Source organism: Chitinophaga sp. SYP-B3965 (assembly GCF_009647655.1).
GTDB lineage: Bacteria > Bacteroidota > Bacteroidia > Chitinophagales > Chitinophagaceae > Chitinophaga.
Window position 1 is genome coordinate 2,315,003 of sequence record NZ_WJFD01000001.1, and the last position, 14,815, is coordinate 2,329,817.

Genomic DNA, 14,815 nt, shown 5'->3' on the forward strand with positions numbered 1-14,815 from the left:
TTGATTAAACCATCAAAGCATATGCCACTAATTAAAGGATTTTTCATTACCTTAAGAATATCCCTAAACTAACTATACATGAAAACAACTATTTGCTTCCTCCTTCTTTTCATCTCCCTCCATGTAAATGCCCAAAAACATGATGAGATCGATCAATACATTTTTTCACAACTCACCGATCAGAAAATTACTGCTATCAACATCGGCATCATTGAAAATGGAAAAATAACCAAGGTGAAGGGATATGGTATGGCGAATGTGGAAGACAGAATACCTGCTTCTGATAATACCGTTTACAAACTAGGTTCGCTGAGCAAACAAATGATAGCTGCCGGCATCATGACACTCATACAAGCCGGAAAGATCAGTTTAAAAGATACTGTCACAAAATTCTTCAAAGACGCTCCGGCCACCTGGAACAAAATAACGATCCGTCATTTACTGAACCACACATCCGGATTAGAAAGAGAATCCCCCGCCTTTGACGCCTTGCTGATACAACCGGACTCTGTTCTTATAAGCGCGGCGTATAAAGATCCATTGGTCTTTGCAACAGGCACGAAGTGGCAATATTGCAACCTGGGTTATTTTATGCTGGCAGATATCATACGCCAGGTAAGCGGAAGATCTTTCCCTCAGTTTATGAAAGAAGAGATCTTTTCGAAATATGGACTGACCAATACACAAACTACGTCCACTACTGCGCTGATACCCAACAAAGCCAGTGGTTATGTACTGACCGATGGCAAAACGCTTTCTAAGGCAATAGATTACATTGCCCTTCGGCCCAGCGGCGCTTTCATCTCCACCATTCCGGATATGCTGAAATGGGAAATGCTCATGCAGCAGGGCAAGCTGTTATCAAAACAAAACTGGCAGAAAATGTGGACGGATGTAGTGGATGCAGATGCGTCAGAATCCTATGGTTATGGCTGGCGGGTAAGCAAGTACAAAAACAGGCTAATGGTGTATCATGGAGGATCATTGCCTGGTTTCAAGAGTGCATACTATCGGTTCCCAGATGACAGAACAGCGTTTATCATTCTCACCAATTCTGATCATGCGAATCCTAACATTATTGCGAAGGGTGTTGCGGAAATTTTGTTCAGGAATAAATAAAGGCCGGCTCCCTTTGCAGGAAACCGGCCACATAATTTAATACCCATCATTCTGATCCAGGTTGGAATTATCCAGTATTTCCTGCGTAGGAATAGGAAAGAGTAGTTCTTTTGCAGATACCACCGGCCCATAAGAGAACTTATGTCCCACGTATTCATCAAACTGCCGGGTACTCACATTAAATGCTTTGCGCAGCCTCACCATATCAAACCAGGTAGTATTTTCATAACACAGTTCAAACCAGCGCTCACGCCATACCGCTTCCCGGAACTGCTCTTTAGTAAGACCGGATAGTTCCGGCAGTTCTGCACGCCCCCTGATCTCTTTCACAGCACTATAGGCTTTTGCACCCGGACCACCGGTTTCATTAGCTGCTTCCGCATAAGTGAGCAGTACATCTGCATACCGGATCACAGGCCAGTTGAGATCACTGTTAGCCGTAGTAAGTTGTGCTGCTTCATCAAAATGTTTATAGATGTAATATCCACCCAGTTCCACCGTTTTGTTACGATCTGATTCTGATGTATAATTCGTGTAGAAGAATTGTTTTTCTTTCACCCGAAGGTCTCCCGGTTCAAAAGACCGGATGAAATTAATATTGGCATAAATGCCGCCTGTTTCATCAGAGTAGGCGGAGATATTTTTGTTGTAAGGAAGAATAGCTACCTGCCAGGACGAAGGAATGATCTGTGTGCGGAATTGCATCATAAAGATATTCTCTCCTATATTCTTCTTCGATGGATTGTGCAGATCAGCGTAAAGAGGGAACAGGGAGAACTGTTTGGAATCAATTACTTCTTCCGCTTTCTTTGCAGCCAGTTCATAATAAGGTGCTCCTTTCTGCAGCGGATAACCAGCCATCGTAATATACACCTGGGCCATCAGTGATTTCACCGCACCAAGACTTACCCTGCCAGATGCATCCCTCCATGGCAATCCCGCCGCCTCCGCCTCTTTCAGGTCTGCATCAATAGCTGCATACACCTCTTCTACCGGGGCCTGCATAGGCTTCAGTTCCGGAGAATTCAGGTCAACTGGTTTCAGGATGAGGGGAATGTGTCCGAACATTCGCACCAACCCGAAATAGTACCAGGCACGAAGGAACCGTGCCTGTCCCAGCAGTTTTTTCTTGTCTGCTTCATTCATATTGATGGCTGGTATTTTTTCGATGGCGAGGTTGGCATTGGCAATACCTCTGTAATAACTCACCCAGTACGTGCGGCCGTATGCGTTATCCGGCGTGTTGATCAGGTCTTTTACAAAATAACTGTTCACTGCCTGCCCTAAGTCTGTTTCTGCAAGGCCCGTGGCAAACTCCGTCATCATCCAGGCACCGCCACCAAAGCCGCTGCCGGTAGGTTCCCGCATAGAAGCATAAATGCTGTTCACACCGCTCGCAGCATGCTCTGCTGTGCGGTAATACTGATCTATCGTAAAGTTACTTGGATCACTTTCATCGAGGAATTTGCTGCAGCCGCTTAGCAATACGGTAATCAGCAGGCAATATTTTGATATGTAAGATTTCATGTTGTTTCCTGTTTAATGGTTACAGACTTACGTTTAAGCCTAACATAAATACACGGGGTTTCGGATAATCGTACAAGGCAAATCCCTGGTCAAACGGAGAACCTGAGTTGGATACTTCCGGATCATACCCTTTGTACTTAGTTGCCACAAATACATTTTGCACAGATGCGTATACTCTCAACCGGTTCAGTTTCATCCTTGCAACTGTTGCTGCCGGAAATGTATAAGCCAGTAAGAAATTGCGGCCACGGATAAAGGAAGCATCCGTCACCTTATGACTATCATTATTGGTCTGATAACCTGCTGGCACAGGGCGCACTTGCGCAATAGGCGTGTTCTGGTTTGTTTCCGTCCAGGCATTCAGCACCGTTTTGTAACTGTTCGCGATCCCCTGCCGGTCTTCCAGCGAGTGGATGCTGCGGTCCATTACATCATTGCCATACATATACTGGAGATCCAGCGTAAGCGACCAGTTCTTATACCTGAAGGTATTCAGAAGCGTACCGAAACCATCCGGGATACCTTTGCCGATAACCGTACGGTCATTATCATTGAGCTGTTTATCGTTGTTCCAATCCAGGTACTTCACATCGCCCGGACGCTGTTTATATATGGCTGCCTGATCTTTTTCCTGTGTACTCCATGTGCCAAGATTTACACGGCCGAAGAAAGCACCAACGGGTTCGCCCACACGGATCACTGTGGCCCCGGAATAAATATCGCTGCCGCCGGTGAGCTCCAGCACCCGGTTTTTGTTGATAGAAATATTAAACTGTGTGTTCCAGGAAAAATGTTCCTTCTCTATGTTGGTCGTATTCACGGATAACTCAACCCCTCTGTTCTCCATGCTCCCGATGTTGCGGGTAATGCTCGTATAACCGCTGGTGGTAGGCAAAGGCGCTGCTAACAACATATCTACCGTTTTCTTTCTGTACACATCAAACTCCAGTGAAATGCGGTTTCTGAAAAGCCCCAGTTCCATACCTGCATCCAGCTGAAGGGTTTTCTCCCACCTCAGTTCATCGTTGGACATGCGGCTGATACCAGTACCCGGACTTCTCACCCCATCAAATACCACATCATAGTTGCTCATGCCTGCCAGCGCCTGGTAAGCCTGTATTTCAGAGTTTCCTGTTGCACCATAACTTGCTCTCAGTTTAAGGTTTGAAACAGCCGGCATCGCTTTCATGAAGTTCTCCTGCGAAACCCGCCAGGCAATAGCAGCCGAGGGGAAAAAAGCGAACCGGTTGTTGCTGCCGAATTTGGAAGAACCATCCATACGTCCCGTAAAAGTAAGGAGGTACTTATCCATCAATCCATAGTTAATCCGCGAGAAATAAGAGTTGAGACCATAAGCAGTGCCAGACGAAGTGGGTGTCTGCGGACTGGCACCGGCACCAAGATTATAGAATTTGAAGTAATCGTCCGTGAACCCCTGCGTAGAAGCGCCGTTATTGAACTGGTCCACATGCTGCCAGGAAAGACCCAGCAATGCATTCAGTGAATGGATGCGGGAAAATTGTTTGTTATAGGTGAGGTAGTTTTCAAACTGCCAGGAGTTATAACGATTGTTGTTGATCCGTGCTACGCCTCTTTGTCCGCGGGAAATATAGTTCAGGTCCCTTCCTCCGTAATAATCCACCCGTTGATTGATCACATTTGTACCTATCGTGGTCCTGAACTCCAAACCATCCGCCAGCTGAATATTTGCATAAAAGTTACCCAGCATGGTTTGCGTGCGGAGATAAGAAAGCCGTTCCTCTATCACCTGCAGCGGGTTACCACCGCCTTCCATACCCGGGTAATCATCATTACCACCCCAGGACCCGTCCGGAAACTTTATCGGGATGATGGGCAGTGCTTCCAGTACCTGGCGCATGGTTACTATGCCACCTCCGCCTAATTCATCTACCTGTTTTTCATTCTGGTCTGTATATCCCAGTGTGCCGCCTACTTTCAGCCAGTCTTTGATCTGTGTGTCAAATACAAAACGTGCAGCATATCTTTTCTGCCATGATCCTTTAATGAGTCCGTTTTCATTCCGGTAGTTGAGGAATGCACCATAACTGCCTTTATCGTTGCCGTTAGTGAATGATAACTGATGGTTCTGTGTAAAAGCCTTCTGCATCGCTTCATCCTGCCAGTCGGTATCATACAGCGGATTACCCTGGCTGTCGAAGAGCAGAGGATTGTTACGTTTCGTTTTGGGATCTGTATATTTCCCATTCGTCCAACCCACCGGATCATACTTTTGTGCGTTCTGGTAAGTTAGCTCTTCCACCTGCAGGAACTCTTTCGCATTCAGCACTTCCAGTTTCCTCGGTAATGTTCCCAGGCTGAAATCCGTATCGTATGTTACTCTCCCACCGCCTGATGTACCGCGTTTGGTGGTCACCAATATCACGCCATTAGCGCCGCGTGCGCCGTATATAGCGGTAGACGAAGCGTCTTTCAATACTTCGATGGATGCAATGTCGTTAGGGTTCAAATAATCTATCGGTGAACTGCCGTTTTGCAAACCGGCTACATTAAGGATGACGCCATCGATGACGTACAGGGGATCGTTCTGGATGTTGATGGAACTGTAACCACGGATACGGATATTCGCACGGCCACCCGGCCGGCCTGAGTTGGAGGACACGTTCACACCCGTTACCCGGCCGGATAATTCCTGGTTCAAAGAAGAGCTTGGCCGCTCCATAAGTGCTTCACTTCGTACTGTTCCCACAGCACCGGTGAGGTCCGATTTTTTCCGCGTACCGTATCCTACGATCACTACATCACCGAGGTTGGAAGATTTGGTTTTAACGGTGATCGCATATTCTGTACGGGCATCCACCGTTATTTCTGTTGTTTCATAATTTACGCCGGAAAGCACGAGCACAGTTCCCTGTTGCACGCTTAATGTAAACTTTCCTTCAGCATCTGTGGCTGCGCCTGTTTTACCCTGTTTAACGGCTACGGACACGCCGATAGCAGGAGCTCCCGACTCATCAGTAACTGTACCTTTAATTGTTTTTGATTGTGCCCGGATGTAACCGGGAAGTACAAGCAGGACGATATAGATTGCGCAATGCAATATCCTGCAGAGTTTTTCTGTTCGCATATAACTGGTTTGTCAGCAGCAAGCGCCGCCGGGGTTAGAAAATAGTATGCCGTTACTGCAATAGGAGTTTGCCCCAAAGCAATAAGAATTGGAAATAGCGCGGTACGGGCCCGTACCGGCAGATGGATCAACTAATAGTTAATATGATGTGGATCTCAATTAGAACTGGTTCACTGGTTTCATAACATGGATTTAACTGGAATGTAATTAATAAGGAATTTTCATACGGGCTTTTCTTCTATAGTACATGCTGTTATTCTAAAATTAATATTATCTAAAAAAAAGAGCCAGCTGAAATCGGCCAGCTCTTATAATCAAACATTGGAAGATATCATGAACGTGGGTATTAAACCCTCTTCCAATATTATCTCGTCCTTTCCATCGGATGCTCTTTCAATAACTGCTCCGTGGAATAAAAATCTTTTTTACTTTCAATAGCCTTTCTTACCTTTTTCACTTTCTCCGCAGAAATAGCTGGCCCATTATTGCCGAATGAATTACGGACATAAGTTAATACTGCTGCCACTTCATTGTCTTTCAGTAATCCGCCAAAAGGTGTCATGGGCACCTGTCCGGGATAGGTTTTACCATTTACCACGATAGGCCCCATTACCCCTTTAAGCACCAGCTTGATCAACCTTTCATCACTTCCCTTTACCCAGTTAGTACCCGTCAGCGGTGGAAAACCGGAAGCCGTGAGTCCTTTACCATCCGGCTGATGACAGGTTTTACAATATCCTTCTTTGTTAAAGATGATCTTCCCCTGGTTAAACAATGCCAGTGTTGCACCTTTCAATTCTGTTTTCGTATTTTTCTCCTTCTCCTCTGCTACATTCTGCCCGTTTAAATGCGCTACCGCAGTTTTATACGCAGGCGTCATCCAACTATCCATCGGTAATTTATTCGCCTCTGCTAAAACAGGTAGCCCTTTTTCTTTACCGATCCAGGAAGCGGCTACGATAGCCATCAGCCTTACGCGGCTGTTTTTATCCCTCGCTGCTTCCATCAACAATTGCGCCTGGTCAGGCACCTGGTGTCCTGTATAACGCACTACCTGTACGGCTGCAGCTCTTGCATGATAATCCTTTGCTTTCAGCACCTGCTTTAACAGCTTTTGATCTACTTTATCCATTCCCCAGCTCACCCAAAGCCCTTCAACCAAATGATGTTCATATCGTGGATCGCTTGTATCCAATCCTGCTACCCAGGTGGTAAGCTTACTCAATACTGCTGACACATCGCGCCCTCTCAGTTCCCTGCGGGTCCTGTAACGCGTTCTGTACTCCGGCAGCTTCAGATTATCCAGTAGTTCTTCTATACTTGCATCCGCTATTTTTGCCGGTTTTACCAATGGCCTGGAAGGATAGGTAATACGATAGATCCTGCCATGCGAATGATCACGCAAAGGATCCCTTGCATTGTGCTGCATGTGCCCGATGAGGATATTATGCCAGTCGATCACGTATAAAGAACCATCGGGAGCAAACTCCAGGTCTACCGGACGGAAGTTAGGATCATTACTCACCAGCAGGTCCATCCGGAAACGGCTTTTATAACCGGTTCCATCATCTTCCAAAGTATGTTCTTTCGTTCCCAGGAAACCAATGGTATTATTGATCAGGAGATCTCCCTGTACTTCATCCGGGAAATGGCGGCTGGATACGATTTCAATGCCTGATGTAGGCCGCACCAATTGTTTCTCTTCTATCAGTTGTTTGGATTTGTGCGTAGCCTGCCCGTACCTCGGCAATACTGTTCCGGGAAGCATCCAGCGCAGATCCGGACTGGAAGTTTCAGCAAAGAATGGCTGCCCCCAGTCATCGAATGTGATGCCCCAGGGATTGGGAATAGCCAATTGTGCGGTGCGTTCCAGTTTCCTCCGTTTGGGATCGAATCTGTAAAAACCGCCGTTAGTGGCATAAACAGGCCCGTAAGAAGTTTCTACATTGGTACGAAGGAATACGCCTTCTCCTGAATAAATAGCCCCGGAAGGGTCTGTTGTGTAGGCGTGATGACTATGATGGGAATCATGATCATCAAAACCGCTGAATATAATTTCTTTCTTATCGGCTTTATCATCACCATCCGTATCTGTTAACAGGATAAGATCCGTTCCCTGTGATACATATACACCTTCCGGAGACATCTCAAAGCCAAGCGGCAAATGAAGCCTGTCTGCAAAAACCGTTTGTTTATCGGCCTTGCCATCGTTGTTGGTATCTTCCAGGATAATGATCTTATCATTCGGTTTTGCGTCTCCCGCTTTGTATTGCGGATAAGTAGGCATGGTGGCCACCCACAGGCGCCCTTTGTTGTCGAACGACAACTGCACAGGTTTGGCCAGGTAACTGAATTCCGCCTCTGAAGCAAACAACTCCACTTTGTATCCCGGTGGCACTTTCAGACTCTTCAGTGCTTCCTCTCCATTGAGATACTGCAAGTTGCCATTTTTCGGGCTGGGAGTATAGTTGGTTTTAACCTCCGGTAAAACGCTGGTATGTTTATCAGCAGCTTCCACATCCATCTTCTCTCCTTTTGATGCGGCGAGCCAGATAGCCGTGTCCCTGATAGCCGTCATCTCGCGCACCTTCTTTATTTCAGCGGGAAAATTATCCGGCCCGTAAGGTTTGTACCTGCGGCCATATACATGCACACCGTTAGGGATCTTAAAATCATTCAGCCACATCCAGTTCTTTTCCACCACGGCATCATGCACCAGCTTTCTGTTATTCTCCGGATGATTGGCAGCTTCTCCAAAGATCTGGTCTGCCAGCAATACACCGAGTTTTTTATAGCCTTCTTCATTCAGCTGGGAACCATCGATGGTCAATGGTGCTGCGGTTTCTTTATACCATTGTAACGAAGGCGTAAATACATCTACAAAAAGCACTTTATTCAAGGCAGCGATCTCCTTCATTGCTTTGGTGTACAATTCAAGATTTTCATTTTCCTTGCGCCCATCCGGGAAATCATATTTATCGGAGAGGTCTTCAAAAGCAATGGGTGAAACAATTACAAGTTGTGGTGCCGAAGTACCATTGTATTTTTGCTTCAGTGTCCATTTGATAAAAGCATCCAGTTCCGCTTTATAGTTGGCAAGCCCTGCTTTACCGGCAAATGATTCATTAAAACCAAAAAAGGAAATAACCACATCCGTTTTGAGCCTGGTAAGCCATTGATCAGGCGTTTCAAAAAAGCCTTCACCGGGATCTTCCATTTCTAACGTACCGCCGGCATCTTTTCTTTTCACAAGGTTTGCCCTTTCCACCTGGAATTTCTCCGCACCGGGAAAAGCCCATGGAGAATTCCTGCTGGCATGCGGCCGGAAGCCGGGCGTTTCTCCCCCATCACACATATTGCGGATGAACAGATCATACGCAGGGAAACGGAGATATAACTCTGTTTCAAAATTATCATAATTGATCATCCTCGACCCCAGGTTATTACCGATGAGGGCAATACGTGATCCTTTGGAAATAGGAAGCGGTGCACCTTTAAATTTAAAGGCGTTTATTATCATCATCGCAGGCACAATTACGATGAGCGACAGAACGCTGATCTTTATTAGTCTCATGATCTCAATGAATGAATGTTATTTAGCAACACGGTAAGGCACCTGGATATCCATTTTACCTTTCCATTTCTTAGGTATCTTCAGGCCCAGCTCATAGTGAATGGCATTGATCACGAGCCGCTGAAAAGCTTCTATCCTGAAATCTTCCGGATGGCCGAGTGTGGTCATAAAAACCTTTCCACCGAAAGAATTCGTGCCCGTCCAGGCCACAGGGTTTTCAACAGCCGCTCTTTCCGGATTCACTGCTTTGCCGGTAAGCAACCAGGTGGAACCTTTCACGGGATAGTCCGGCACAACATGGTACAACCAGGAACGTACATGAAAATCCTTTGCTACACCTGTGAGGATAGGATTGCCCGCCTCTTTGGGAACGATGCTCACATCTGTACTGCTATTATGTCCATAGTGTGTATGTTTCGCTTTCCCGCCCCAGCCCGGAGGTGCATTCAGTGCGAACTCTCCGAAGGCATTCCACTTTTCACTCGGATGCCCCTTGGGAAAATTGAATGCATGTGTAGTGGTACGGAAACCCATCACAGGTTTTCCCGTTTTCAGGTACGCTTCAATATGCGCCAGCTGTTCAGGAGGAAGCCTTCGCCAGCGTAAGAAGAAAACAACCAGATCTGCATCCTTCAATGCTTCCAGCCCCGGAATATTCTCTTCACTGTTATGGTCTGGCGAGGATTTGAGAACAATCGTTCTCATGCCATAATTCTTTTCCAGTTCTGCCGCAACAATGGGCAGGGTTTCTTCACCACTGTATTCATGATCTCCGCACACAAAAACAACCAGTGGCTTCTGAGGTGCCTGGGCAAAAAACAAACTGAATAATAAACCAATGCAAAAAGTATTCATCATGCAAACGAATTACGGTTATAGATGCTGTTTAGATCCGGCTCCCCGCCTGTTAATACTGCCGCTACATTGTTTACTGTAAACAGGCACATTTGCCGGTACGTGGATGCCGTAAGGCTGGCAGAATGCGGGGTAATGATCACACGTGGATGTTGTACAAGTGGCAGGCTCTGCACTGGCGGTTCATCCGGCAGCACATCTGCAGCAAATCCTGCAATGTCCTGCGCGTTCAATGCGTCCAGTAACGCAATATGATCGATCAATGCGCCTCTTGCCGTATTGATGAGTAAGGCATGTGGCTTCATTAGCGCCAGTTCCTTTTCTCCTATTATCTTATCTGTGCTTTTATCCAAAGGGAGATGCAGGCTCACTATATCTGACTGCCTTAATACTTCTTCCATGGACATTTGTTGTGCTGATCTGCTCCAGTACACTACATTCATCCCAAATGCCTCTCCTAACCTCGCTACCCGTTTCCCTATGTTCCCCATGCCCAGGATGCCCAGGGTCTTGCCGTTCAGTTCATCTCCTGCATATTGATTGCGCCAGTCCCAGTTGTTCTGTTTAACGCGTTCCACTGATGTGTACAGGTCACGTTTTAACATCAGCATCAGGGCAAGGGTGTGTTCTGCAATGGTAGCAGCATTACTGCCCGGTGCATTGATCACCCTTATCTTCCTGGCGGTTGCTTCGGCCACATCTACATTATCCAGTCCAACGCCACACCGGGCCACTACCTCCAAAAGCGGGCATGCTTCTATCAGGGCTTTATCGATCCACTTTTTCCCCCTTGTTATGATCCCATGTACTTCCTGCAGGCTGGCTGCATCGTATGTTGTAAATACGTTCACACTTTCCTGCAATACAGCGAGTGCTTCGTCTGTAACGGATTCAAGTAACAATACATTTTTCCTCATGGTTTGTTATGATATAAGGTAGCATCATCAGATCGGTCTCCTCTGAAATCGTTCCTGTTTGAAACATACAAACCTTCTTCATACAGTTCATCTTCGAAGATCTTTGGATCAATGGCTGCTCCGGGTACAGAGGATACCTCCACCAGGTTGCCGGCAGGATCACGCAGGAACATCTGCATAGCGCCATCAGGCAGCTTTCTTACCTTTCCCCAGGGATTTATGTCAATAGCATTCAGTTCTTTCATGCGAAAAAAGAGGCTGTTGAAATCGTCTACCTGTACACAGATATGTCCACGAAAGGAAGTACGGTCTTCCCATTCAGAAATATGTAACTGCTGCTCATCGTTAAATTTGAAAAACATAACGGGATAGTCGAACCGGAAAGCCGGAAGCGGTTCCAGACCCAGTTCCTGCCGATAGAAATCACCTGCTTTTTCCAGGTTGTCTACGATCAGCGTAACGTGGTTAATTTTAAGTGCTTTTGCCATAAGTTATTATATTAAACAAGCTGCTTAAACTGTTTTACAAAATCCCAGTTGGGTGTTACCCCTAATCCGGGCGCCGAAGGTGCGGCGATCTCTCCATTGGTAACTGTTATCTGTTCCTTCACCAGGTCGTACATCATCGGGTTTCCTCCCAGGGAAAACTCAATGATCGTTGCCGAAGGTGAAGCGAACGCTACCGTTAACCCCGCCATGAAAGAAAAGGCAGATCCCCAGCAATGCGGCGCCAGCTCTACCTGGTGCACACTTGCCAGATGCCCTACGCGCATGGCTTCTGAAATACCGCCAATGATGGCCGCATCCGGCTGTATCACGTCTATGGCCCTTATTTCTAAAAGCTCATGTACATCAAAACTGGTATACTCACTTTCACCTGCGGCGATGGGTATGTGCGTGGATGCCCTCACCTCTGCCGTTCCTTTTTTGTTATCCGGACTGATAGGCTCTTCGAACCAATAAACATTACAATCTTCCACCCCTCTGCAAAATTGCTTCGCCTCGGGAACACTAAAAGTGCCGTGGGCATCTACCATCAGTTTGATATCCGGCCCCAGTGCAGCTCTCGCCGCTTTCACCCTGTCAACGCTTTTTTGCACGGTATCATCCATCACCCCCACACGCATTTTCACACCACGGAACCCTTTATCTACATAACTTTTCAGTTGTGCTCCGATATTGTTCACATCTGCCCAGCCACCGCTCGCATACGCCGGCATTTTATCCCTGCAGGCACCGCCCAGCAGATCAAGCACCGGAACATTCAGCATCTTTCCCTTCAGGTCCCACAACGCCGTATCAATACCGCTCATCGCAGATACTGTAAGGCCCCGCCTGCCAAGGATAGGAAACTTCCTTCCTCTTGCCAGTGCGTAGTGGTCCCGTGTGCCGTTGTACATTTCTTCCCATATACGGGTAATGTTCCCGACAGACTTGCCCAGCAACAGGGGCTTTAATTCATGCTCGATACAATTCACAATGGCAGAACATACCCCTGAAGATCCCACCGCAGCTTTCGCTTCTCCAAATCCCTGCAACCCTTCATCCGTTGTAATCACTACCAGCGTCATATCAAAGTCAGTCAGCAATCCATAATCCGAAGTGTGTTGTTTTTCCTTTGGAATGGGGCAGCGTAACCAAAACGCCTCTACGTTAGTTATTTTCACTCGTTATATCAGTTTTGATAAAGTATTATATGATTGTTGGGTGAGCATGGTATAAAATGCTTCGGTTACCGAAGAACTGCCATGATCTACCAGGAATTTCTCCTGCTCAGGCGTCAGGTTCTCCGGTTTTTCATCAATAGAACCCGGGTAGGGATTGGCGGGTGTACGGTCCAGCGGCGCACAGAATTCTACAGAAAGCACGCTGTTATAATTTACTTCCCCCAGTGTATCTATGATCTTCTTCCAGTTAAGATGGCCCATTCCCGGCGCCATCCTGTTATTATCCGCCACATGAAAACCCACCAGTTTTCCTTTCGCACTTCTGATGGCTTCAAACATATCCGTTTCTTCGATATTCATGTGAAAGGTATCCAGGCATACGCCACAGTTGGGGCCAACTGCTGCGGCAAGCGCCAGTGCCTGCTCTGCACGGTTGATGAAATAGGTTTCAAACCGGTTAATAGGTTCTATACCCAGTAATATACCTGCCGCTTCACTATAGGCATATATTTCCTTCATGGAATCAACGGCCCATTGCCATTCCTCTTCCGGCCTTCCATCCGGCACTAACTTTCCCACTGTGCCAGGCACTACGGACACCATATGACCATCCAGCTCCTTCACCATTTTAACCACATCCTTTACATACTGTATAGAACTGGCACGTTGGGCTTCGTTCCTGGCCAGCAGATTGCGCTCTTCCAGCATGAGGGTTACAGAACCCCAGCAGGTGAGGCCATGCTCCTTCAGTAGTTTTCTTACTTCTTTTGTGTCGTAATGTTCAGGACTTCCGGCAATTTCGAGTTTAGTATACCCTAGTGAAGCAACCCTCCGTATCGTGGTTTCTATCGTTTCTGCGCGCATCCAATTGTGTATCGCAAGTTCCATAACGTATTTGGCAGGTTTTGTAGACGTGAAAACTTATATAACAAACTTATTCATACTTCCATAGAAATAAAAGTACTTCATTTGCCAATTTTCGATACTATATTTACCGTAATCTTGATTTTCCGCTGCGGAAACTAAGTATTGTACCAAAAAACAGTAATATGAAGCCGGCAGGCTCCATCTGACCCATAAAAATTAAAAATGAACAGATGAAAGTTTCTTACCGACATATATCTACGCCTGAGGATGCCAGTTTTGCCATCAAGGAATACTGTCAGCCACGCTTCACCAATACTTTTCATTTTCATACCGGGTATGAGGTGATCCTGATCGTAAAAAGTGCCGGCCATGTGTATGTAGGCAACAAGGTGATGAATTATAACGAAGGAGAGGTCTTTATGTTCGGTCCGGGTTTGGTGCATTGTTTTTCCAGCGACGCCGGTGAAGTAGCGCATGCCATTGTATTACAATTCACGGCAGATTTCATGGGCAAAGATTTCTTTGACACCGTGGAATTGAGAAAGGTAAAAGAACTTTTACAGCTATCCACCTGCGGGCTAAAGTTCGACAATGCCTTGTCTACGCTCAGCACCCTCTTCTTCCAGCTCCAGCCCAACCAGCAAATGAAGAACCTCATCCTGCTGCTCCAGATCCTGGAAGAACTCCAGCGAAGCAAGGAAGACGCCTTATTATTAACAGACGACAGCAGAAAAGTCCGCTATAAGGAAAGTGATTCCAAAAAACTGGCCTCCATTTTTAACTACGTATTTGAAAATTACCAGCAAAACATAGACATAAAATCCGCCGCCGCCCTGGCCTGCATGAGTGAAGCCGCGTTCTGCCGTTACTTCAAAAGGAGCACCCGCAAAACATTCTCACAGTTTGTAAATGAAATAAGGATCAGCCACGCCACCAAGTTATTACTGGGGAAAGAAAACAATGTAACAGATATCTGTTATGCCTGTGGTTTTGATAATGTTTCTTACTTTAACAGGCAGTTTAAAATTCACCAGGGAATAACTCCCAGGGATTACCGGAAGGAGTTTAGAAAAAGTAATGCAGGCACTCCTTTTCTGCGGACTGCCGAGTGAAATGTTAAGATAGTACAACCTAATGCTAATTCATATGAACCACGGTTAAACATGCCGTATTACCTTGCAAAC

The 14,815-nt window shown here is 46.4% G+C and carries 10 protein-coding genes; 2 read left to right on the forward strand and 8 right to left on the reverse strand.

Annotated elements, in window-relative coordinates; genetic code table 11:
• Window positions 1–78 precede the first annotated feature (78 nt).
• Window positions 79–1,119: a serine hydrolase gene (locus GFS24_RS08915; protein ID WP_153659217.1), complete on the forward strand. Its 1,041-nt coding sequence runs from the start codon at window positions 79–81 to the stop codon at window positions 1,117–1,119.
• Between the two features lie 36 nt (window positions 1,120–1,155).
• On the opposite strand, the gene GFS24_RS08920 is transcribed toward GFS24_RS08915, so the two are convergent.
• The 8 genes from GFS24_RS08920 to GFS24_RS08955 form a co-directional block, all read right to left on the reverse strand.
• Entirely contained in the window at window positions 1,156–2,646 is a 1,491-nt protein-coding gene (locus GFS24_RS08920) for a RagB/SusD family nutrient uptake outer membrane protein (protein ID WP_153659218.1), read from the reverse strand.
• A gap of 19 nt (window positions 2,647–2,665) precedes the next feature.
• Window positions 2,666–5,752, reverse strand: coding sequence for a TonB-dependent receptor (locus GFS24_RS08925; RefSeq protein WP_153659219.1), 3,087 nt, complete (start codon window positions 5,750–5,752; stop codon window positions 2,666–2,668).
• A gap of 364 nt (window positions 5,753–6,116) precedes the next feature.
• Complete coding sequence (locus GFS24_RS08930) at window positions 6,117–9,326, reverse strand: PVC-type heme-binding CxxCH protein (protein ID WP_153659220.1); 3,210 nt, start codon at window positions 9,324–9,326, stop codon at window positions 6,117–6,119.
• An 18-nt stretch (window positions 9,327–9,344) separates the two neighbouring features.
• Entirely contained in the window at window positions 9,345–10,184 is an 840-nt protein-coding gene (locus tag GFS24_RS08935) for a ThuA domain-containing protein (RefSeq protein ID WP_153659221.1), read from the reverse strand.
• On the reverse strand, window positions 10,181–11,098 hold the full coding sequence (locus GFS24_RS08940) for a 2-hydroxyacid dehydrogenase (protein ID WP_153659222.1): 918 nt from the start codon (window positions 11,096–11,098) through the stop codon (window positions 10,181–10,183). The genes GFS24_RS08935 and GFS24_RS08940 overlap by 4 nt, the downstream gene beginning before the upstream one ends.
• Window positions 11,095–11,586, reverse strand: a complete 492-nt coding sequence (locus tag GFS24_RS08945; protein WP_153659223.1) for a VOC family protein — start codon at window positions 11,584–11,586, stop codon at window positions 11,095–11,097. Before GFS24_RS08945 ends, GFS24_RS08940 begins: the two co-directional genes overlap by 4 nt.
• 11 nt (window positions 11,587–11,597) lie before the next feature.
• Window positions 11,598–12,764, reverse strand: coding sequence for a mandelate racemase/muconate lactonizing enzyme family protein (locus GFS24_RS08950; RefSeq protein WP_216647377.1), 1,167 nt, complete (start codon window positions 12,762–12,764; stop codon window positions 11,598–11,600).
• Window positions 12,765–12,767: 3 nt separating this feature from the next.
• A complete protein-coding gene (locus GFS24_RS08955) occupies window positions 12,768–13,652 on the reverse strand; it encodes a sugar phosphate isomerase/epimerase (RefSeq protein WP_153659224.1) in 885 nt (294 codons plus the stop codon).
• A 209-nt stretch (window positions 13,653–13,861) separates the two neighbouring features.
• Here GFS24_RS08955 and GFS24_RS08960 point away from each other — a divergent pair, with 209 nt between their 5' ends.
• Window positions 13,862–14,743: an AraC family transcriptional regulator gene (locus GFS24_RS08960; protein ID WP_153659225.1), complete on the forward strand. Its 882-nt coding sequence runs from the start codon at window positions 13,862–13,864 to the stop codon at window positions 14,741–14,743.
• Window positions 14,744–14,815 lie beyond the last annotated feature (72 nt).

What these genes read in the sequence shown, in the direction of transcription:
- GFS24_RS08915 (WP_153659217.1), top strand. Translation starts at nt 79, where the DNA reads ATGAAAACAACTATTTGCTTCCTCCTTCTTTTCATCTCCCTCCATGTA.
- GFS24_RS08920 (WP_153659218.1), bottom strand. Translation starts at nt 2,646, where the DNA reads ATGAAATCTTACATATCAAAATATTGCCTGCTGATTACCGTATTGCTA.
- GFS24_RS08925 (WP_153659219.1), bottom strand. Translation starts at nt 5,752, where the DNA reads ATGCGAACAGAAAAACTCTGCAGGATATTGCATTGCGCAATCTATATC.
- GFS24_RS08930 (WP_153659220.1), bottom strand. Translation starts at nt 9,326, where the DNA reads ATGAGACTAATAAAGATCAGCGTTCTGTCGCTCATCGTAATTGTGCCT.
- GFS24_RS08935 (WP_153659221.1), bottom strand. Translation starts at nt 10,184, where the DNA reads ATGATGAATACTTTTTGCATTGGTTTATTATTCAGTTTGTTTTTTGCC.
- GFS24_RS08940 (WP_153659222.1), bottom strand. Translation starts at nt 11,098, where the DNA reads ATGAGGAAAAATGTATTGTTACTTGAATCCGTTACAGACGAAGCACTC.
- GFS24_RS08945 (WP_153659223.1), bottom strand. Translation starts at nt 11,586, where the DNA reads ATGGCAAAAGCACTTAAAATTAACCACGTTACGCTGATCGTAGACAAC.
- GFS24_RS08955 (WP_153659224.1), bottom strand. Translation starts at nt 13,652, where the DNA reads ATGGAACTTGCGATACACAATTGGATGCGCGCAGAAACGATAGAAACC.
- GFS24_RS08960 (WP_153659225.1), top strand. Translation starts at nt 13,862, where the DNA reads ATGAAAGTTTCTTACCGACATATATCTACGCCTGAGGATGCCAGTTTT.